Source organism: Vibrio aquaticus (genome assembly GCF_003970385.1).
GTDB classification, from domain to species: Bacteria; Pseudomonadota; Gammaproteobacteria; order Enterobacterales; family Vibrionaceae; genus Vibrio; species Vibrio aquaticus.
Window position 1 is genome coordinate 217,987 of record NZ_RXZH01000002.1, and the last position, 20,182, is coordinate 238,168.

Annotated in this window: 17 protein-coding genes; 11 read left to right on the forward strand and 6 right to left on the reverse strand. The window is 46.0% G+C overall.

The genetic code is table 11. The features are described 5' to 3' along the window. Window positions 1-100: 100 nt before the first annotated feature. Entirely contained in the window at window positions 101-2,092 is a 1,992-nt protein-coding gene (locus EJ063_RS06925) for a methyl-accepting chemotaxis protein (protein ID WP_126573362.1), read from the reverse strand. 222 nt (window positions 2,093-2,314) lie between these two features. Here EJ063_RS06925 and hinT point away from each other — a divergent pair, with 222 nt between their 5' ends. The 7 genes from hinT to EJ063_RS06960 all read left to right on the forward strand — a co-directional run bounded on the left by hinT (window position 2,315) and on the right by EJ063_RS06960 (window position 8,439). Continuing rightward, complete coding sequence (hinT, locus tag EJ063_RS06930) at window positions 2,315-2,665, forward strand: purine nucleoside phosphoramidase (protein ID WP_126573364.1); 351 nt, start codon at window positions 2,315-2,317, stop codon at window positions 2,663-2,665. Window positions 2,666-2,745: 80 nt separating this feature from the next. Next, complete coding sequence (locus EJ063_RS06935; RefSeq protein ID WP_244225158.1) at window positions 2,746-4,170, forward strand: COG3014 family protein; 1,425 nt, start codon at window positions 2,746-2,748, stop codon at window positions 4,168-4,170. Continuing rightward, the gene (locus tag EJ063_RS06940; RefSeq protein WP_126573365.1) at window positions 4,167-4,556 is read left to right on the forward strand and encodes a YcfL family putative periplasmic lipoprotein; all 390 of its coding nucleotides are present in this window, start codon (window positions 4,167-4,169) and stop codon (window positions 4,554-4,556) included. Before EJ063_RS06935 ends, EJ063_RS06940 begins: the two co-directional genes overlap by 4 nt. A gap of 34 nt (window positions 4,557-4,590) precedes the next feature. Continuing rightward, window positions 4,591-5,181 (forward strand): penicillin-binding protein activator LpoB, encoded by a 591-nt coding sequence (gene lpoB / locus EJ063_RS06945; RefSeq protein WP_126573367.1) that lies wholly within the window; start codon window positions 4,591-4,593, stop codon window positions 5,179-5,181. Window positions 5,182-5,217: 36 nt separating this feature from the next. Continuing rightward, on the forward strand, window positions 5,218-6,072 hold the full coding sequence (locus EJ063_RS06950; RefSeq protein WP_126573369.1) for a phosphotransferase: 855 nt from the start codon (window positions 5,218-5,220) through the stop codon (window positions 6,070-6,072). A 100-nt stretch (window positions 6,073-6,172) separates the two neighbouring features. Beyond that, window positions 6,173-6,712 (forward strand): alpha/beta hydrolase YcfP, encoded by a 540-nt coding sequence (gene ycfP / locus EJ063_RS06955; RefSeq protein ID WP_126573371.1) that lies wholly within the window; start codon window positions 6,173-6,175, stop codon window positions 6,710-6,712. A gap of 437 nt (window positions 6,713-7,149) precedes the next feature. Further along, window positions 7,150-8,439, forward strand: coding sequence for an NAD(P)/FAD-dependent oxidoreductase (locus tag EJ063_RS06960; RefSeq protein WP_126573373.1), 1,290 nt, complete (start codon window positions 7,150-7,152; stop codon window positions 8,437-8,439). A 44-nt stretch (window positions 8,440-8,483) separates the two neighbouring features. Here EJ063_RS06960 and EJ063_RS06965 read toward each other — a convergent pair whose 3' ends face one another. Genes EJ063_RS06965 through EJ063_RS06980 form a run of 4 tightly spaced genes read right to left on the reverse strand, consistent with a single transcriptional unit; the run spans window position 8,484 to window position 13,922 of the window. Then, window positions 8,484-9,023, reverse strand: a complete 540-nt coding sequence (locus tag EJ063_RS06965) for a GNAT family N-acetyltransferase (protein WP_126573375.1) — start codon at window positions 9,021-9,023, stop codon at window positions 8,484-8,486. A 36-nt stretch (window positions 9,024-9,059) separates the two neighbouring features. Further along, window positions 9,060-9,833 carry a peptidoglycan binding protein CsiV gene (locus tag EJ063_RS06970; protein ID WP_126573376.1) on the reverse strand — a complete coding sequence of 258 codons (774 nt, stop codon included), beginning with the start codon at window positions 9,831-9,833 and terminating at the stop codon, window positions 9,060-9,062. A gap of 51 nt (window positions 9,834-9,884) precedes the next feature. Then, entirely contained in the window at window positions 9,885-13,346 is a 3,462-nt protein-coding gene (mfd, locus tag EJ063_RS06975; protein ID WP_126573378.1) for a transcription-repair coupling factor, read from the reverse strand. Between the two features lie 9 nt (window positions 13,347-13,355). Continuing rightward, window positions 13,356-13,922 (reverse strand): PilZ domain-containing protein, encoded by a 567-nt coding sequence (locus EJ063_RS06980; RefSeq protein WP_126573380.1) that lies wholly within the window; start codon window positions 13,920-13,922, stop codon window positions 13,356-13,358. A gap of 230 nt (window positions 13,923-14,152) precedes the next feature. Here EJ063_RS06980 and lolC point away from each other — a divergent pair, with 230 nt between their 5' ends. The 3 genes from lolC to lolE are packed head-to-tail and all read left to right on the forward strand — an operon-like array spanning window position 14,153 to window position 17,285. After that, window positions 14,153-15,361, forward strand: coding sequence for a lipoprotein-releasing ABC transporter permease subunit LolC (gene lolC, locus EJ063_RS06985; protein WP_167469885.1), 1,209 nt, complete (start codon window positions 14,153-14,155; stop codon window positions 15,359-15,361). Then, on the forward strand, window positions 15,354-16,040 hold the full coding sequence (lolD, locus tag EJ063_RS06990; protein WP_126573382.1) for a lipoprotein-releasing ABC transporter ATP-binding protein LolD: 687 nt from the start codon (window positions 15,354-15,356) through the stop codon (window positions 16,038-16,040). Before lolC ends, lolD begins: the two co-directional genes overlap by 8 nt. Next, window positions 16,041-17,285 carry a lipoprotein-releasing ABC transporter permease subunit LolE gene (gene lolE / locus EJ063_RS06995; RefSeq protein WP_126573384.1) on the forward strand — a complete coding sequence of 415 codons (1,245 nt, stop codon included), beginning with the start codon at window positions 16,041-16,043 and terminating at the stop codon, window positions 17,283-17,285. Between the two features lie 112 nt (window positions 17,286-17,397). Here lolE and EJ063_RS07000 read toward each other — a convergent pair whose 3' ends face one another. Next, window positions 17,398-17,928 carry a DUF2062 domain-containing protein gene (locus EJ063_RS07000; RefSeq protein ID WP_126573386.1) on the reverse strand — a complete coding sequence of 177 codons (531 nt, stop codon included), beginning with the start codon at window positions 17,926-17,928 and terminating at the stop codon, window positions 17,398-17,400. 8 nt (window positions 17,929-17,936) lie between these two features. On the opposite strand from EJ063_RS07000, the gene EJ063_RS07005 reads away from it, so the two are divergent. Further along, window positions 17,937-20,174: a DNA internalization-related competence protein ComEC/Rec2 gene (locus EJ063_RS07005; protein ID WP_208640360.1), complete on the forward strand. Its 2,238-nt coding sequence runs from the start codon at window positions 17,937-17,939 to the stop codon at window positions 20,172-20,174. The last annotated feature ends 8 nt before the right edge of the window (window positions 20,175-20,182 follow it).

Here is a 20,182-nt window from a genome sequence, read left to right on the forward strand (position 1 = left end):
GGGCAAGCCTATAGACCATATAATGACACGGGGTATAAAAAACAAGGGCGACTACAGAAAATAGTCGCCCAAACTCAATTAATTACATTCTCCTGACGGACTAGAGCTTGAATCGGTGAACTAAATCGCCTTGTTGATTCGCCAATGAGGTGAGGCTTGAATTGGTTTGCGCAATCTCTGCCATCGCTTGGTAACTTGCATCAGCGATCAGATTGATCTCTTCAATATTGCGCGCGATTTCGCTGGTGGTTTCACTTTGCTCAGCCGCTGCTAGGGAAATATGGCCACTCATTTGGCTGATTTCCATGATAAGCCCCTGAATTTCTTCCATTGCACTGTTTGCGCTAGACGCCTGCGTGACCGACAACTCCATATCATCTTTACAGCTTTGGATGACCTTATTTGCGGCGCTGGAGCTACTTTGCAGGTTACTGATCATGTTTTCGATTTCAGAGGTCGACTCTGTTGTACGTTGAGCGAGAACTCGAACCTCATCGGCAACCACAGCAAAGCCGCGTCCTTGCTCACCTGCTCGGGCTGCTTCAATGGCTGCATTCAGAGCGAGAAGGTTGGTTTGTTCTGCAATGTTGCGAATAACATCGAGAATACTGCCAATCTGACTGCTCATTGTTTGCAGCTCGTTAACGGCTTCAACGGATTGATTTAAGCGAGTCTCAAGCTGGTTGATGGTCGAGATATTGGTGCCCATGACTTGTCGGCCTGACTCCGAAGCGATTTCAACTTGTTCAACCATGTGCTGAGAGTTTTGCGCACTTTGCGCTACTTCTTGAACCGAATGCGCCATTTCAGTCATTGCCGTTGCGACATTCGCGGTTTGTTCACGTTGTTGGCTGAGCTGAGATTGTGCGTGTGAAGAGGTAGATTGATTGGTTGATGCAGTCTGGGTGAGGTTGTCTGACGCTTCGTTAAGTTCGACTAAAATACTGTGAAGGCTATCGGCCAACGTATTAATGTGATTACTGACACGGCTGAACTCGTTGTTGTAGCGAATATCGATACGTTTGGTCATGTCCCCTTCAGTCAAAGACTCAAGCGTACGAAGAATACGTGTCAGGGGTTCACGAACGCTGTGGGCAATGTGGTAACCGATTGCTAAGGCCATCAAAATAACCACCGCGCCAATACCAACAGAACGCACCACGCCTTGTTCGTAAACTTCTCCCGCGTCTTCTAGTGAGGCGTTGAGTCCTTGCTCAGCCACGGAATTGAACGTGCCAAGTAGTTCACTGGTTGCATCCACTTGTTGGGTTAAGTTGGCGATGTTGGCATACAGCGCATCTTTTGCCTGCAGGTAGGTACTGTGTTGATCGAGAACACCGCCTTTCTTACCGACATCGAGGGTAAACTGCTGCACCGAACCATCAAAGGCTTGTTTGATTTCTGGCATTTGTGAGGTGAGGCCGCGGTAAGCGTAATTGAGGTGAGTCACCGCTTTTTTGTTTTTTGCGACCGCCTTTGCAACGGCGTCTGTGTCGCTGCTCGCAAGCGCATCAGAGGTAATCATTTCAGCGTCTTTTAGCTTAACAAAGTAGCTTTTGGCCATCACTTTCACAGAAATACTGCTTTGGTCATCAACGTACTCTTTCATGCCCAAGCTGAGTTCTGAATGCAGGCGTTGGAATTGACGTGTTGATTTTTGTACCTGAGCCTGAGCGACAAACATGGCACGATAGTTATCCATTGCTTGGTTGGCTTCAGTGAAGTAGGTGACTTCCATCTCTTTCAGCTGAGCGATCGCTTCAGTGAGCTGTGGTTTAGACTGGCTGACTTGTTCTAGCTGCAAGAGCTGTTGATTGTAGGCTTGTTTGCGTTCTTCAAACTGACCAGACAATTGCTCCATACGCTCGAAGCTTTGTGTGGTCAAAAAGTCTTTGAACAGCTTGTCGGCGGTAAGCAGCGCGACGCTGGTTTGATTCGATTGTGAGACCAACGGCAATGAGGTATTAGACACACTCTCAAAGTTTTGGTGAATTTGCTGCATCCCTTTCATCATCATTAGCGTGGTAATGATGAACATTAAAATGATCAATGCAAAGCCAGCGTACATACGCTTAATCACTGAGCCCTTCATGGATCTCTCCCTAAATTATAATTTCTTTAAAAATTAACAAAAGTGAGTCATTGTATTGATATCGAGACACGCATTTTATGACGCACAATACAAATTTAGATACCGGCTTCTGACCGTATGCTGTTTAAAATAAGCGAACACTGTTTTTTATTGTGATCTTGCGAAGCTTGGAGCATACTCGAATGAATTCATTCAAAAAATAATTGATAGATGGAGTACTTCATGGCTGAAGAGACCATTTTTAGTAAGATCATTCGCAAAGAGATCCCTGCCGACGTTGTGTATCAAGATGATTTAGTGACCGCTTTTCGTGATATCAACCCACGCGCTCCAAGCCACATTCTTATTATTCCCAATACGCTGATCCCAACAGTGAATGACATTAAAGAAGAAGATGAGCTAGTGATGGGCCGAATGTTTACCGTTGCTCGCAAACTGGCGAAAGAAGAAGGGATCGATGAGGACGGTTACCGTCTGATCGTGAACTGTAATTCGCATGGTGGCCAAGAGGTTTACCACATTCATATGCATTTAGTCGGTGGCCGTCCTTTGGGCCCAATGTTAATGAGCTAATCCGCGAAACAATTAGTAGCGAACGAATATAAAACCTTGCTGTCCTAGAACAGTAAGAAATTAGGCATAGCACGTGTGTTATGCCTACTAACACAAACATGGGGTACGAAGTGCAAAAACACATTCGACTCACATTCATACTTCTGAGCTCTCTCACTCTTTCTGCTTGTGCCAATTTATCTGCTGGCAATCTATTTAGTCATTACAGCGCGCAGAATGATGAACTTCATCAGAGCGTTCAGAAAGGTGACTACGCACAAGCTGAGCAGCTACTGCAAGAACAAGTTGCTGGTGATATTCTAGATAACTTCGAAAAAGGTCGGGTTTATCTACTCAATCAGCAATATACCGAGAGCAAAAGCGCGTTTGAAAACAGTGATGGCGCCGTTCGTGTTCAGCAAGACCAAGCGACGGTTTCCATTTCAGAGAATGCAATGAGTCTTGGTGCATTGGCGGTCAATGACAATCTTAAAACGTATCATCCTGCAGACTATGAGCTGGGTTTCCTTCACCTTTACCTTGGTCTTAATTATCTTCAAAGTAATGATTTAGAAGGCGCATTGATTGAAATGCGCCGTGCGAACCAAGTTCAGGAAAAAGCACGAGCCGATCGTGAAAAGGAGCTTCAAGCAGCGCAAAATCAAATGGAACAGCAAGGCTTAACGCCGAACTTGGGTAGCATTTTATCCAATTACCCGGATGCAGGCGAAAAGCTTCAAGCGGTGCAAAATGGCTATTTGCTGTATCTTTCTGCGTTGTTGTATGAAGCTGATAACGATCTGAACAGTGCTTATGTTGACTATCGCCGAGCACTTGCTGTCATGCCTAGTAACCAACCAGTGATTGATGGGACGAAACGTGTCGCAAAACGCTTGGGAATGGGCCAAGACTTGAGCCAGCTTGAAAAGCGCTATGGCAAAGCAGAGTATCTAGAGAAAAGCAAAAGCCGTGTGATCGTGATTGACGAACGTGGTGTTGTGGATTCAATGCAAGGTTGGAAACAAGCTTTACCTATTTATGACAGCAGAGATGACATGGCTTGGTACAGTGTTTCTTTACCTTACTATCCGCCAACTAATGCCGAGAAGTTTTCGCCTTTAGCGATAAATGGTCAGTCTGTTTCTTCAGACATGCTCACAGACGTAAACTTGATGGCTCAGCAGGATCTTTCCGAGAGAATGCCAAGTATCATCATTAGACAAGCGTTAAGAGTGTGGGCGAAAGATCGCTTACGCAAAGAAGCCGCACAAGGTGACGATGTGGGTAATCTGCTCTTTAATGTGTGGAATACGTTAACAGAGCAGCCAGATACTCGCAGTTGGTTGACTTTGCCAAGTGAAATTTATAGTTCAAGCATCGTGGTTGAACCGGGCGCGCAAACAATGATGCTAAACGGTGAACCGTACGAATTTGAAGTTGAAGCCGGACGAACAGTGCTTGTTTGGTTATCACGTCAAGGAAACAGTGCCACTATTTGGCATAAACAGTTAGGAAACATACGATGAAAAAATGGCTGATTGCGATGACGGCTGCCCTTGTTTTAATGGGGTGTGCAGACAATACGGCAGGGTTGCGCATTGATGGCGCTTCTCAGACGGTGATTTTTGGTGACAACGTATTAGCGGGTCGTTTGAAAATTGAAGACATTGCTACGGCAGAGGTTGATGGCCGAGCTCGTGGTGTGGTGCGTTTAGTCAGCCAGTACACGGGTGACCAATATGTTCAGTACCGCTTCTATTGGTATGACGATCAAGGGTTAGAAGTGAACACTAAGCTAAGTCCTTGGAGACAGGCTATTATTCGAGGTACAGAAGAGATCTCGATTTCAGAGGTGTCGATTAACCCGAATGGGACACAATTCCGTGTTCAGATCCGTCAACTCGATAACTAAATAAGACTAAGAAAGGAAATTTGAGGAACCAACAATGAAAAAAAGTGTAATTGCATTACTTGGTTTGGCTGTTGTATTAGGGGGTTGTTCTAACCAAGTGAGCTATGGTGATGCTCAAGCGGTTGAAACAACGACTATCGATTTTGGGTCAACGGATCTACAGAAAATTGCAGGCGAAATGGTCGACAGCATGATGATGTCTGGCTCTGTCGCGGCGATCACTCGTGATTCACGTCCAATCGTTTTTGTTGAGCGCATTAAGAACAAAACCAGCGAACACATTGATACGGAATCAATCACAGACAGCATCAGCACAAAGATGCTTAACTCTGGCAAATTCCGCTTTGTTGATATGGACCGCGTTGAGTCTGTTCGCGAGCAACTTAACTTCCAAAACAATGATGAGCTAGTGAATCAAAGCACAGCGATTCAGTTTGGTAAAATGGTTGGCGCCGAGTACATGCTGTATGGCAACCTATCAAGCATCGCGAAAAATGCAGGCAGCGACAAAGACGTTTACTACAAGATGACAATGCGCTTAATGGATTTGGAGACGGGCTTGATTGAGTGGGCTGACGAAACAGAAATTCGTAAGCAAGAATCAAAGAGCTTCTTAGGTCTTTAATCTATAGAGCCTATTAAATAAGAGAAGGAGTGAAACATGGCAAGAATGTCTTGGAGTGAAGCTTGTCACTTGGACCGTTCACTACTGTCACTGGATCACTTTTTCTCTATGCCCCCCGACTATGCTCAAACGCTAACGGGGGGGCTGACTAACCGTTGTTGGAAAGTCGTTGCGACCGATGGTAAAGCGTATGTCTGGCGACCAACCACCCCCATCACTAAAGCGTTTTCCATCTCACGCTTTCAAGAATATCAAATCCTATCAGCTATCGGGACGAGTCACTTGTCTCCTGCCGCTGTTTATATCAACGACCAAGGTTTGCTTGTCGATTGGATTGAAGGCAGTTCGTTAACCAATGATCTTTCATTTGACGCTTTGCTCAAAACCATGATTAAGATTCATGATCTCGACACCCAACGAGTACCAGTTGCACCGTTCAATTATACTGCGCGTGTAGACCATTATTGGATGCTGTTACCTGAAGAGAGTAAGGTAGAACCTTATTTATCGCTCTACAACCGCTGGCGAGTCGCGCCTAATTTAGCCGATGTCGGGTTGACGCTGTGTCACTTTGATCTTGCCGGATACAACATGGTGAAAACAGAGCAGGGTAATAAAGTGATTGACTGGGAATATGCAGCGCTCGCTGATCCTAGACTCGATTTAACACTGAGTATTGATGTGATGGATGAAAAACCGCTCGATGCAGTCTATCAGTATTGCAAGTTGCGCGGTGTTGAGGGCGTTGACGACTGGGTTGAAGGGGTAATGGCGTGGAAACCAAGGGCAACCATGATGGCGATGCTTTGGTATTTACTCGCGCATAAACTCTGGGGAGATGATGAATATTTAACCCAAGCCGAGCAGTTGCGCCAGACATTTTGCAGCTAAGATCACTGTTTAGTCTTTCGGTGACTCCATTCTTCTTTTCGTTACTTTTAAACCTTGTTTTTCGTGGTAGATTAACCGTATAAGGATCGGGGGATATACGATGATTATTTATTTACACGGTTTTGATTCAACCAGCCCAGGCAACCACGAAAAAGTGCTTCAACTGCAATTCATTGACGACGACGTTCGTTTCGTCAACTACAGTACACTTCATCCAAAGCACGATATGCAGCACCTTCTTAAAGAAGTTCATAAGGTGATTGAGCAGTCCGAAGACAAAGAACCGCTCATTTGTGGCGTAGGCCTTGGTGGGTATTGGTCTGAGCGGATCGGTTTTTTGTGTGGTATTAAGCAAGTGATTTTCAATCCAAACTTACACCCTGAGCTGACGATGGAAGGGCGCATTGATCGACCAGAAGAATACAAAGATATTGCGACAAAATGCGTAACGGAATTCCGCACCAAAAATAAAGGCCGCTGTTTAGTGGTGTTGTCTAAAGAAGATGAAATTCATGACAACAGTAAGAGTGCTGCTGAGCTAGAAGATTACTACGATATTGTGTGGGACGAGACTCAAACGCACAAATTTAAAAAGATTTCTCAGCACCTCCAAACGATGAAGGCGTTTAAGAACAGTTAGTGTAAAAGCTAATGGTAATGACTAGATAGTAGCGGTGCTCTTTGTAGCGCCGCTTTTTTGTGGGACAAAATCGGTATTGCTTGCTATTCGCTCAATCAACGAATTTTCCTTACAAGTTTAAGTGGTATTGGCACAATCTTTAGTTGCCTTGCGTTTATTGCCATATATAATGACCTCATTACAAATTTTTTGATTAACATCAAAAAAAATTGAGAGCGAGTGAAAAACTTGCCCAATATTTACCAATCCTGTTGCGGTTTGGTTGTTAGCCATTAGGCATTTTTATCCAATAAGCGTGTCGTATTTCAAACACACCTCTACACGTTGCCACCCACCTAATCGTGAAGGTAGGTAACGAAACAAAAAGATCAGAATTTTATCGGTGTGATTTCGGTCATATCGAAACATATTTATTAACTTTTTTGAGGAATGTAGCTGTGACACGAATTATCGTAGTAGGCGGCGGTGCAGGCGGTCTTGAGCTTGTGACTAAATTAGGTCGTACACTTGGCCGTAAAGGACGTGCGAAGGTCACGCTTGTTGACCGTAAAGCGAGTCACTTATGGAAACCACTTTTGCACGAAGTAGCAACGGGCTCTTTGGATGAAGGTGTGGATGCACTAAGTTACCGCGCACACGCAAAAAACCACCACTTTGATTTCCAAATGGGCAGCCTAGAAGACATTGATCGCGAACGTAAAGTTATCAAACTGCGTGAGTTGAAAGATGAAAACGGCGAGCTCCTCATGCCTACTCGCGAGCTCGAATACGACATTCTAGTGATGTCGATCGGTTCAACCTCTAATGACTTCAACACGCCAGGTGTTCGCGAAAACTGTATCTTCCTTGATAGCCCAGAGCAGGCGCACCGTTTCCGTACTGAAATGAACAATCAGTTCCTTAAGCTTCATGCTAAGAATGGCAACGGCACCGTAGATATTGCGATTGTGGGTGCAGGTGCGACTGGCGTAGAACTCTCTGCAGAGTTACATAACGCGGTTAAAGAGCTGCGCACTTACGGCTTTGGCGATCTTGATTCTAGCAAGCTAAACGTAAACCTTGTTGAAGCGGGTGAACGTATTCTTCCTGCTCTTCCACCACGTATTTCAGGCGCTGCGCACCAAGAGCTGACAAAGCTTGGTGTGAACGTTCGTACTGCAACGATGGTGACTCAAGCAGAGAAAGACGGCTTAACAACGAAAGACGGTGAAAAGATTCCAGCACAGATTATGGTTTGGGCTGCGGGCATCAAGGCACCTGACTTCATCAAAGACATCGCAGGGCTTGAAACAAACCGTATTAACCAGCTTATCGTAAAAGAGACGCTGCAAACGACGCTTGATGACAATATCTTTGTTATTGGTGATTTGGCACAGTGCACGCAAGCAGATGGTTCCTTTGTACCACCACGTGCTCAAGCTGCGCACCAAATGGCGAGCTGCGCATTCTCAAACATCGTTGCTAAGCTAAACGGTCGTGAGATGAAGCCTTATATCTATAAAGATAAAGGTTCACTGGTTTCTCTAAGCCGTTTCTCTACAGTGGGTAGCCTAATGGGTAACTTGACCAAAGGCTCAATGATGGTTGAAGGTCGTATTGCACGCGTTGTTTACATTTCTCTGTATCGTCTTCATCAGATGGCGCTGCATGGCATGTTTAAGACCGGCTTGATTATTTTGATGGGCCGAATCAACCGTGTACTTCGTCCTAACTTGAAGCTTCACTAATTCAAAAATCGAGATAGATAAAAAGAGCGCTTCGGCGCTCTTTTTTATTGGGGAATGATGGCGTAAACCAGCCCCGTTTTGGGCTTTCCTCGAAAGATAAATCGATTGGGCGCTTGGCATTCAAATTGTCCACCGCAGCTTTCAATCAGCCTTTGGCTAGGAACATTATCTGGGTCGCAGACTATCTCAACACGGCTAAGTTTGAGCATATCAAAGCAGAATTCAACCAAGGCGCACACGGCTTTCTTACCAATGCCCTGTCCTTGATGTTTGTCGCTAACCCAGTAACCGATGCTGGCCATGTTGAACGTATGGTACAGCTCATTGATGGCGACCATTCCAAGCAACTCGTCACTTTCTCGACAGAACACGCCAAAGCCATACGCTTGCCCTTTAACCCAATTCAGTCGTGTTGCAAGGATAAAGCGTTCAGTATCATCAAGAGAAAAATCGGGGTGACACCAATCAACCCATTGATGAAGGGTTGCAGATTGCATAATGCAGTCGAGTAGGGGCTCGGCATCGTCAAGGGTGATCAAACGCAGTGTTAACGTTGAGGTGATGATTTGATAATCAGGCGTCATAAAAATAGAGCCCTCGTTGATAGAGGGCTCCTTGCACTATGAGTTTACTCGACGTACTTGGATGATAATGCCCATCAAAGGGTGATCTAAGTAGTGAGTTTCGGTACTGCGCATGCGGCGTTTCTGGTCTAAGCGGTAGCTTTTAAGAAACTCTTCTTTGTGTACCGTTGGTGTGACGTCTTCCATTAGGCCAACCTGAACCACTTGGTCTTGACCATTGAGCTCGTTATCTAACTCTTCTGGGCTTTTTTCTTCCAACACCACTTCACGAACACTTGGCGCTTTGAGGTCAAGCTCTACGTCGGCGTAAAGGTAATGCTCAACGTAGATCTGGAGTTTGCCATCTAGCTGGTAAAGAGCCTGCGGAATGCTTTCTTCTGTGATGCCATCGAGCACTTCGTAGTCAGACTTTGAACCAATCATCGAACCGTCTTTATGGAACTGTTTTGAGTAGTCCTTACCTGCCTGAATATGGAAGGTAGGTGCACCAAATCGACCTTGGTCACCTTGACGCCAAGCTTTATGCATTAAGACTTCAAAACCGGCATGACGCTTGAGTTTATCCACTTCGCCGGTTAACTCATAAGCGGAGTACGGCAGCATCTGAACCCCTTTTTTTGCGCGGTAACTGGTATCAGAAAATGAGCCCGCACGTTCAAGGTTGATCTCTGGCAGTTTGTTTGGCCAAGATTCCGCAGTTTGCTCCGCATCAACGGCACGCTTAAAAATGATCACTTCAATATCGAACTGACGCTGTGCCATTGACGGCATTGCAACAAGCATAAGCAACAGCGGGATGAGTTTCTTCATTACAACTCCATGAAGAGGTACTTAAGCACCTCAATTTAATAAGGTAAACAATCAGGCTTTCGGTAATAGATTTTGCTGGAACTCACCCAGCATGTCATTAACAAATTGGACGCGTTTGCGTCTATCAACCAATGGTATCGTAAACTTGAACTTAGTTGGTCCATCCATTGCGAATTTTTGTGGCTGAGCTTGCAATAGTTTAACCAAATACATTGGGTTAATGTCAGCATCTGGATAGAATTCGATAAACCCGCCTTTATCGTGGGCTTCAATCTTCTTCACTTTCAGTTCTGCCGCTTGCAGTTTCAGTTTAGCGACTGAAAGCAGATTCTTAGTGGCGTCAGGCAATAAACCAAATCGGTCAATCAATTCAATTTTCAGCTCGCCCAATTCATCTTCACTGCTCACACTAGCGATCTGCTTGTACATTGACAGACGAGTGTTGATGTCAGGGATGTAATCATCAGGGAGAAGTGCAGGAAGTCGCATTTCCACTTCCGTTTGGTCTCGCAGTAAATCATCTAAGGAAGGTTCTTTCCCTTCTTTTAATGCTTCGACTGCTTGCTCTAACATCTCCATATAGAGCGTAAAGCCGACAGATTGAATTTGGCCACTTTGCTCATCACCTAGTAGCTCACCGGCGCCACGAATTTCTAAGTCGTGAGTCGCTAACGTAAAGCCTGCCCCCAAGTCTTCCAATGAGGCGATGGCATCAAGGCGTTTAACCGCGTCCTTGGTTATGGCTTTCGGGTGTGGGGTAAGCAGATAAGCGTAGGCTTGGTGGTGCGAACGCCCAACACGACCACGTAACTGGTGAAGCTGTGCTAAACCGAGGTTATCAGCGCGATCCATGATAATGGTATTGGCCGTTGGGACATCAATACCGGTTTCGATGATGGTCGTACACACCAGTAAGTTAAAACGTTGGTGGTAAAAGTCATTCATGATGCGTTCAAGCTCGCGTTCACGCATTTGACCATGAGCGACGGTGACTCGGGCTTCTGGTACCAACTTTTCTAGATCAGCCGCAACTTTCTCGATCGTTTCGACTTGGTTATGCAGGAAGTAAACCTGACCACCACGCATAATCTCACGCAGTACCGCTTCACGTACCACGGCATCGTCTTTTTGGCGCACAAAAGTTTTGATGGCTAAACGGCGAGCTGGTGGAGTCGCAATGATCGAAAGGTCACGCATGCCACTCATTGCCATATTGAGGGTTCTAGGGATAGGCGTAGCGGTGAGCGTCAGAATATCCACATCCGCGCGCATCGCTTTCATTTTTTCTTTTTGACGCACACCAAAGCGGTGTTCTTCGTCGACAATGAGAAGGCCAAGATCTTTGAACTTGATATCATTAGACAGCAGTTTGTGCGTACCCACAACGAGGTCGACTTTACCTTCTTCAATATCTTGCAGAACTTGCTTTTGTTCTTTCGCGGTTTTAAAGCGCGATAGAACTTCGACACGAATGGGTAGGTTGGCAAAACGGTCTCGGAAGTTCTCGAAGTGTTGTTGTGCGAGTAGGGTCGTCGGTACTAGCACTGCTACCTGTTTGCCATTGTCTGTTGCAACAAATGCAGCTCGCATGGCCACTTCTGTTTTACCAAAACCCACATCACCACACACAAGGCGGTCCATGGCTTTAGCTTGACACATATCCGACATGACCGCGTTGATTGCCATTGACTGGTCATCCGTCTCTTCAAATGGGAAACCCGCTTTGAATGTCGCGTATTGACCGCGATCGAGAGCAAACTTAAAGCCAGGTCTAAGTTCACGCTTGGCGTAGACATCAAGAAGTTCAGCAGCAACGTCTCGCACTTTTTCTGCGGCTTTACGGCGCGCTTTTGCCCAGGCTTCACCGCCTAGCTTATGGATTGGTGCACCATCTTCGGCACCACCAGAATAGCGGCTGATGAGGTTTAGTGAAGCAACCGGTACATAAAGCTTGGCTTCATTCTGATATTCGAGCGTGACATATTCTGTGGTCATGCCGCCAGCTTCGAGCGTTTGCAGGCCTATATAGCGGCCAATACCGTGGTCAATGTGAACAACGGGCTGACCAGGTTGAAGCTCTGCTAAATTGCGGATGACGGCATCGCTGTTGGTCGACTTGCGATCTTTGCGGCGACGCTGAATAACGCGGTCACCAAGTAGGTCACTCTCACAGATAAAGGCGACTTGGTCATCACCGAAAACAAAACCATGTTCAGCAGCGCCCAATACAAGGCTGAACTTAGCCTTACCATTGACTGCCTGCTCAAGGGTGTCTGCGGCTTCAGGGCGTAGCTTGATGCGTTGCAGTAGCTCTAACAGTGCTTCTCTTCGGCCTTCTGATTCTACGGAGAAGACGATCTTGCCCGCAAAAGATTCTGCGAATTGACGCAGGGCCGACATCGGCTCTTTGTGTTGATGCTGAACGGCAAGATCCGGCAGAGGCGACAAGTTAGGGTTACAACGCCCCTGCTTTTCTGTGACAGGATCGATAGAGAGCTGAACTTGTGGTAGTTGCTTAAAGTGGCTAAACAGTTCATCTTTTTTCAGCCACAGTTCTTCGGGTGGCAGCAGTGGACGAAGCGGGTCAACCTTTCGTTGGTCGTATCGGTATTCCACATCGTTCAAAAAGGTGTCGATGGCTTGTTCAATGTTACCAACAGTCAGTAACTGACTATCTTCTGGAATATAGTCGAACAGAGTTTCCGTTTTTTCAAAGAACAGCGGCTGCCAATATTCGATACCAGCCGGCCAAGTTCCTTTTGAGACTTGCATATACACGGATTCTGGCTCTCTACGCGCTTCAAAGCGTTGGCGCCAACGAATACGGAAATCTTCAATCGCACTCTCTGAGGTCGGAAATTCATGGGCAGGCAGTAAGCGGATCTCTTTGGTATCTTCAATGGAGCGCTGATTTTCAGGATCGAACGTACGAATCGTGTCGATTTCATCATCAAAGAAGTCAATTCGGTAGGGATCTTTTGAGCCCATAGGGAAGAGATCGAGAATCGAACCTCGGCTAGCATACTCACCAGGCCCAAAAACTTGATCGACATTGCGATAGCCTGATTTTTCTAGTTGGAGTCTTAGCTTTTCGAGTGAAAACAGATCGCCCACTTTGACCATCAAGGTGTGTTGCAATAAGTAATCACGCGGCGATTGACGTTGCAGTAATGTACTCACTGGAATGATAGTAATGCCACTGTTAACTGTTGGCAGTTGGTAAAGTCTAGAGATACGGTCTGATATGATCTCTTGATGAGGAGAAAAACTGTCGTAAGGCAGTGTTTCCCAATCTGGAAACAGTGAGACTTCTTGAGTGGTAAATTGCTCGATTTCTTGCAGCAGTTTTAAAGCGGTCTGAGGATCAGGCACCGCTAGCAAGGAGTGCCCATTATGGGACTGAGCCAGTTCAGCAATCGCGAGGGCAAGGCTAGCTCCTTGCAGGTTACCAATGTGTTTTTTGTCGCCAGCGCCATTGGCACAAGTGAGATTAAAAAGAGATTTGTTAGACATAATATTTGATTATTTATCGCGGTTGAGCGAACGCTGACGAAGTAATTTCTGTTGTTGGAAAAGGGCGGCTTTGATCAGTAGATCCTGATCGAGATCGCGCAGCAGGTCATATTTAATGGTCACGAGGTGGTGATCGCCATCTGCTTCGACTTTCTCAACGTGACCATAGCAATAGATAGCGGCTGCTGGGTGATCCAAAAACATCTTTGCGCGCACCTTAGTCCCAGGCTCTAGTGTCTCTTGGCTTAGGTAGCTAAATTGACTGGCTCCGAAAGAGCGAGTTTGGTGGCGAAATGACGGATCATCTTGCTGAGAAAGCATAAAAGTCAGCAATAGGTTTAGCTTAGAGTTTTGCGTGTCGAGCAACTGAATAACGTGCTTAAAATCGTTGTTTTTGAGCTCTGCTCGAGCACTGTCATTAAGCAAGTCTAGGTGGCTAAACTCACTGGCGACCAAGAATGGCGCAGGGATCTCACCTTCGAAGTTTTCAGGGTTAGGGAACACCTCACCGGTTTCTAATGGTTCGATATTCACCGTCATTGTATGGTTCACAGTGAAAAATTCTTGGTCTGACATGCTCAATTCCTTCTTTATCTAGATTTGATTATCGTTATACCTGCCTAGGAATCAAGATATCCCTTTGTTTATTACACAATTTAACGAGTAATTGGCAATTAAACACTACACGGAGCATCATTTAATCGGTAGAGTAACCCCATTAACTGGGTTTTGTCTGTTTCTACGTGTGGCAACCACTTTTAAATCAGTCAATTCTCAGCTCACTAGACTCAACATTGGTTTCTTCTATGTTTCATCCAGTCTCAACCTTTATCGGATTGCGCTACTTACGTGGGCGCTCGGGTGATCGGTTCAGTCGCTTTGTCTCTTACATGTCAACCGCAGGTATTACCATTGGTGTCATGTCTTTAGTCACGGTTCTTTCGGTGATGAATGGCTTTGAAGCGCAGCTTAAAGGTCGAATTTTAGGGGTATTACCTCAAGCGATTGTCTCCCAGCACGATGGAAAGACAGAGCGCTCAGACATACCTCCCCAATTTATCAGCGATTTTTCTGATGCTGGTCACCCAGAGCCGATTGTGCAAAGTGAGGCTGTGTTACAAAGTGCTAGCCAACTCAGCGCCGGACTACTGATTGGTATTAAACCAACCGACCATGATCCGATTGAAACGCACCTCATCGCTGGGCGGTTATCGAATCTGCAATCGGGCAAGTATCAAATCTTTATCGGCCATACTTTAGCGAGATCAATGGATGTGTCTATTGGTGATAAAGTGAGATTGATGGTCACCAGTGCAAGTCAATTCACACCATTAGGCCGTATCCCGAGCCAACGTTTGTTCACAGTCGCAGGCATTTACAATACCGGCTCTGATGTCGATGGACAGCTGATGCTGACTCATATTGATGATGCGGCGAAGTTAATGCGACTGAAACCAGACACGATGACTGGCTGGCGTTTGTTCTTCAATGACCCGTTTGTGGTGTCCGAGTTAAGCAATCAACCGTTACCTGACGGTTGGAAATGGCAAGATTGGCGAGACCAGCGTGGTGAACTGTTCCAAGCAGTTCGTATGGAAAAGAACATGATGGGATTGATGCTAGGCCTTATCATTGGTGTAGCAGCCTTTAACATCATCTCTGCCTTAATCATGGTGGTGATGGAGAAGCAATCCGAAGTCGCCATCTTAAAAACACAAGGTATGACCGATAGGCAAGTGTTGGCGATTTTCATGGTGCAAGGGGCAAGCAGCGGTGTGATCGGTGCGTTGATTGGTGGCGCACTTGGTGTGTTGCTCGCGTCAAACCTGAATACGATTTTGGATTCAATGGGCGTGGCACTTTTCTCTGTTGGTGGCGAGTTACCTGTACTGATTAATCCTGTTCAAATTTCGATTGTTGTTGTTTTGGCTATTGCGCTAAGCCTAGTGGCAACTCTATTTCCTTCCTACCGCGCATCTTCTGTGAAACCAGCTGAGGCTTTAAGATATGAGTAACCTTCTTCAATGTCATAACGTTTGTAAAACGTACCGAGAGGGTTCGTTTGATACTCAAGTCTTAAAAGGGGTCAGCTTCGATCTCAAAAAAGGCGAGTTAGCCTCGATCATTGGCAGCTCCGGTTCGGGTAAGAGCACGCTGCTGCATGTTCTTGGTGCATTGGATGACCCGACAGAAGGGCATGTTACTTTTCTAGACCAAGACCTGTCTAAGCTCAGTTCGAACAAACAAGCGAAATTACGTAATCAACATCTTGGTTTTGTTTATCAGTTCCACCATTTATTGTCTGATTTTAGTGCCGTTGAAAATGTCGCTATGCCGTTATTGATTGGTGGTACGAAAGTGGCCACTGCGAAACAAGCGGCGACCGCATTGCTGGATAAAGTCGGCTTGAGCCACCGCTTAGACCACCGTCCATCCGAATTATCGGGTGGTGAACGTCAGCGTGTTGCGATCGCCCGAGCTTTGGTCAATAACCCTTCTTTAGTGTTGGCTGATGAACCGACAGGTAACCTGGATCATAAAACCGCCTTGGCTATATACGATTTAATGCGCGAGTTGAACCAAGAATCACAAACGGCATTTTTGGTAGTGACACACGATGGTGAGTTGGCGGCAAAGATGGATCGTCAACTGCATATGCAAGATGGCTTGTTGCTTAATGTTGAGGGGGTGTAAGTGTTTTCCTCCCTGTCTCATTTTATTGCGCGTCGTTTCAGTCGTGGTAAACAGCGAAACACAATGGTGTCGTTTATTTCGATGTCGTCCACTATCGGAATTGCTGTTGGCGTTGCGGTGATCATTATTGGTTTATCTGCGATGAATGGTTTTGAGCGAGAGCTTAATAACCGAGTGCTTTCCGTTATCTCTCATGGTGAGTTTGAAGGGGTCAGAGCGCCTTTGCTTGATTGGCAGAACGTTGTTAAACAAGCAGAGAAACACCCGAAAATTGAAGCCGCAGCGCCGTATGTAAAAATGACCGCGCTGGCTGAAAAAGGAGCTCAGCTCAAGGCGATTGAAGTCAGAGGTGTGGACCCAGAACAAGAATCTCGTGTATCCAATCTGAGTGACTTTATTGATCCGAAAGTTTGGGCAAACTTCACCGCAGGCGGTCAGCAAGTCATCTTAGGTAAAGGCATTGCGGATCTTCTCAACGTGAAGCAGGGCGAATTCCTGACTCTGATGATTCCAACCAGTGGTGCGGTAACTTCCGTTCAAGCGCCTAAACGCGTACGTGTCAAAGTGGCCGGTTTGCTTTCTTTAAATGGTCAGATCGATCATAGTCTTGCTTTGATTCCTCTGGCGGATGCACAACGCTACGCTAAGCTTGGCGCGTCAGTGACGGGTGTTGCGGTGAAAGTGAGTGATGTTTTACAAGCGACTCAAATTGTCAGAGAGGCAGGCAATACATTAGATGTGTATGTCTATCTGCGCAGTTGGCAACAAAAATATGGATTCTTGTACCGAGATATCCAGCTTGTTCGAACCATCATGTACTTGGTGATGGTATTAGTGATTGGGGTGGCGAGCTTTAATATTGTTTCAACATTGATGATGGCGGTAAAAGATCGCGCTGCGGAGATTGCGATTTTACGCACAATGGGCGCTACCGATGGGCTCGTTAAACGTATCTTTGTTTGGCAAGGTGTCTTCTCTGGGGCATTCGGCAGTGTTGTTGGTAGCTTAGTTGGTGTTTTGGTCGCCCTGAATCTTACGCCGATGATTTCTGGCCTTGAGAACCTGATTGGCCACAAGTTCTTATCGGGTGATATCTACTTTGTCGACTTCTTGCCATCACAAGTTGAAGTGTTTGATGTCGCTGTTGTATCGATTACCGCTATTGTACTGAGTCTATTAGCGACTTGGTATCCGGCTTCACGAGCAAGCAAACTCAACCCAGCGGCAGTGCTCAGTTCGAAATAGCGACATGCCATCAAGATCAAAAAAAGGACCTGGGTAGGTCCTTTTTTCATTCTTGTCTTACAAGCTCATTACATCATATTTAGAACTTGTTTGTAGCAATCAAGATGGTCATTTACTTCTTCAGTAAGCCCTTTATTCTGATTTGACGCTTTTGCCAACTGCGAACGACAGAGTAGCGCCACAGAGCTTTAATACCAAAGTAGCCAATCATGGCTGAAATCACTCCGCAAATCAGGCAACCAAGTAAGAATGGGGGACCAATTGTACTCATTTGGTGCAGTAGGAACTCCCATGAAAGCTCGAAGTGGAAATGTTGCGGTGGGACATGCATTGCCCAAGCCCCTACCTTATAGGCGAAGTAGAACAGCACCGGCATGGTAACGGGATTGCTGACCCATACGAGAGCGACGGAAAGCGGTAGGTTTACGCCACAAGCAATCGCCAGGCCTGCTGACATGATCATTTGGCTCGGAAGGGGAACGAAGGCCATAAATAGGCCAACCGCAAATGCACCAGCAGCGGAACGGCGGTTAAGGCACCATAAATTAGGGTTGTAAAGCACATTGCCAAAAACCTTTAGTGCCTTCTGACGCTTAATTACTTCGTGGTCAGGCATAAAGCGTTGGATAAATTTTCTTGGCATAGGGAAATATGACTCTCTACTTAAATTACTGGTCGCTAATTTCTTTTTGTTTATTGATCATCACTTGCCCATATTGGCCAATTATGCCGAGTGGGCATTTTCTTGCAATCGCTATAGTAGTGATGGTTGTCTCCATCAAGTATAGGAAAGCTCGATTCGCTTTGGGTATAGCGTTAGCGTTTGTCGTCATATACGTGAATGGCAACTTGCTTCAATACCAAACAGAAAAACTTTTTAAAGCAGGTCAGGATATTAACATAATTGCTGACGTTGACAGCCTTTTTAAACCAATAAGTCGAGGCTTTCAAGGCAGAGTTGTAGTTAGATCAATGAATGGTTACTCCTTGAACCGACTTGTCCAACCCAAAATTCGTTTAACCTCGCCGGTTCCTATGCAGTTAGGCGATAAATTCAACGGTAAAGTCCAAGTTAAGCCAATTGTCGGGCTATTTAATGATGTAGGATTTGACGCAGAAACTTACGCTTTGTCACAAAGTATCGTGGGTTCTGCCCGTGTCATAAATGAAAGCTTTTTTGTTATCTCTTCCCGTTCATTACGAGGCGCAGCGTTGGTTAAATTTAACCAACACAGCCTAGACCTAACACATCGGGATCTCGCTCTCGCGCTGTTGTTTGGTATTCGCGATGAGATCTCCCAGCAGACTTGGTCAAAACTTCAGTACAGTGGTTTAAGCCATTTGATTGCGATTTCAGGTTTGCACATTGGCATCGCTTTTGGGCTGGGCTGGGGATTCGGCAAGCTCTTGTTACGCTTTCACTGGTGTTTCACCATAGTGCCGATTGGATTCGGTTTGCTGGTGGCGTTGACTTATGCGTGGTTGGCGGGTTTTTCAATCCCAACTCAACGAGCAGTGTTGATGTGTGTGTTGCTTTGTGTTGTCCAGTCGCTTCCGGGGAGAGTATCTTACCCCTATAAGTGGTGGCTGGTTCTCGCAAGCTTGTTGTTTATTGATCCTTTCTCTAGTGTTAGCACAAGTCTATGGCTGTCGATGTATGCGGTTGGAGTCGTCTTCCTCTTCTTGTCATTTCAACGAGGTGCCTCATCTTTGTGGCGAAAAGCGTTCATGATGCAGCTAGTCTTAGTTCTCTTGATGATGCCGATTTCAGCCTTTCTATTTCACGGTGTGGCGCTTGGCGCTGTGTTTTACAACTTGATTTTTGTGCCTTGGTTCAGCTTTGTGGTTGTGCCGCTGATTTTAGTTTCATTTGTGTGGAGCTATACAGGCTATGGGGGAGCAGTGCTATGGGAACTGGTCGATTTAAGTTTGTCGCCGGTTGTCTATCTGATTGAATTTGCGCAGTGGGGCTGGATTGATGTTTCGCGGCAAATGGTTGTAGTGGGATCTCTTTTACTTGTCCTGACGTTTTCATCCCTCGTTCTCAATCGTGTCGGTGTGATGTTGGTCGGGGTTGTGTCCAGTATCTATCTAGTAGATTGGAAAAAGGCACCGCACTGGGAACTGGTGGTCTTCGATGTTGGGCATGGTTTAGCGGTTGCCGCAAAACAGCAAGACAGAATGCTGCTTTATGACACTGGAGCGGCTTGGAGTACCTCAAGCATTGCTGAACAAATTATCTCGCCCTATATGATTAAGTCAGGTGTGGATTCATTGGACTTTTTATTACTGAGTCATCTCGATAATGATCATTCAGGAGGGTGGCAGACATTAGTTGAAAAATGGCGACCCAAAACGGTGATGAGTAGCCAAAAAGAGATAGGTGGTCAAGCGTGTGTGATGGGGCAAAAAATCAAGTTGGGAGAGATTCACTTAGAGGTCCTGTGGCCGCCAAAACGAGTGACTAGAGCATATAACCCCCATTCTTGTGTCGTACTGATCACCGATGAAACATCGCCTTTTCGAGTTCTTTTGACTGGTGATATTGAAACCATCGCCGAATGGCATTTAGTTCGCCAACCTGAAAAGATACACGCAGATGTTCTGCTAGTCCCACATCATGGCAGTAAGACCTCCTCCATTGCGCGGTTTGTTGAAGTGGTTCAACCCGATTATGCGATTGCTTCGACAGCCAAAGGTGGGCGCTGGAATCTGCCCAATCAAGAGGTGGTGGAAAGATACCAAAATGAGGGGGCTAATTGGCGAGATACAGGGACATCTGGCCAAGTTGTGGTGAAGTTTTACTCAGATGGCATAGATGTAGGCGGACTTAGGGACAGCAAAGGTCACCATTGGTATAGGCAGATGCTACGTAAGGGAGTAGAATAGAAGGAATA

Coding starts and splice junctions, on each gene's coding strand:
- EJ063_RS06940 (WP_126573365.1), top strand. CDS start 4,167: ATGAAAAAATGGCTGATTGCGATGACGGCTGCCCTTGTTTTAATGGGG.
- hinT (WP_126573364.1), top strand. CDS start 2,315: ATGGCTGAAGAGACCATTTTTAGTAAGATCATTCGCAAAGAGATCCCT.
- EJ063_RS06965 (WP_126573375.1), bottom strand. CDS start 9,023: ATGACGCCTGATTATCAAATCATCACCTCAACGTTAACACTGCGTTTG.
- lolD (WP_126573382.1), top strand. CDS start 15,354: ATGAGTAACCTTCTTCAATGTCATAACGTTTGTAAAACGTACCGAGAG.
- mfd (WP_126573378.1), bottom strand. CDS start 13,346: ATGTCTAACAAATCTCTTTTTAATCTCACTTGTGCCAATGGCGCTGGC.
- EJ063_RS06970 (WP_126573376.1), bottom strand. CDS start 9,833: ATGAAGAAACTCATCCCGCTGTTGCTTATGCTTGTTGCAATGCCGTCA.
- EJ063_RS06980 (WP_126573380.1), bottom strand. CDS start 13,922: ATGTCAGACCAAGAATTTTTCACTGTGAACCATACAATGACGGTGAAT.
- lpoB (WP_126573367.1), top strand. CDS start 4,591: ATGAAAAAAAGTGTAATTGCATTACTTGGTTTGGCTGTTGTATTAGGG.
- EJ063_RS06925 (WP_126573362.1), bottom strand. CDS start 2,092: ATGAAGGGCTCAGTGATTAAGCGTATGTACGCTGGCTTTGCATTGATC.
- EJ063_RS06935 (WP_244225158.1), top strand. CDS start 2,746: ATGCCTACTAACACAAACATGGGGTACGAAGTGCAAAAACACATTCGA.
- ycfP (WP_126573371.1), top strand. CDS start 6,173: ATGATTATTTATTTACACGGTTTTGATTCAACCAGCCCAGGCAACCAC.
- EJ063_RS07000 (WP_126573386.1), bottom strand. CDS start 17,928: ATGCCAAGAAAATTTATCCAACGCTTTATGCCTGACCACGAAGTAATT.
- EJ063_RS07005 (WP_208640360.1), top strand. CDS start 17,937: ATGACTCTCTACTTAAATTACTGGTCGCTAATTTCTTTTTGTTTATTG.
- lolC (WP_167469885.1), top strand. CDS start 14,153: ATGTTTCATCCAGTCTCAACCTTTATCGGATTGCGCTACTTACGTGGG.
- EJ063_RS06950 (WP_126573369.1), top strand. CDS start 5,218: ATGGCAAGAATGTCTTGGAGTGAAGCTTGTCACTTGGACCGTTCACTA.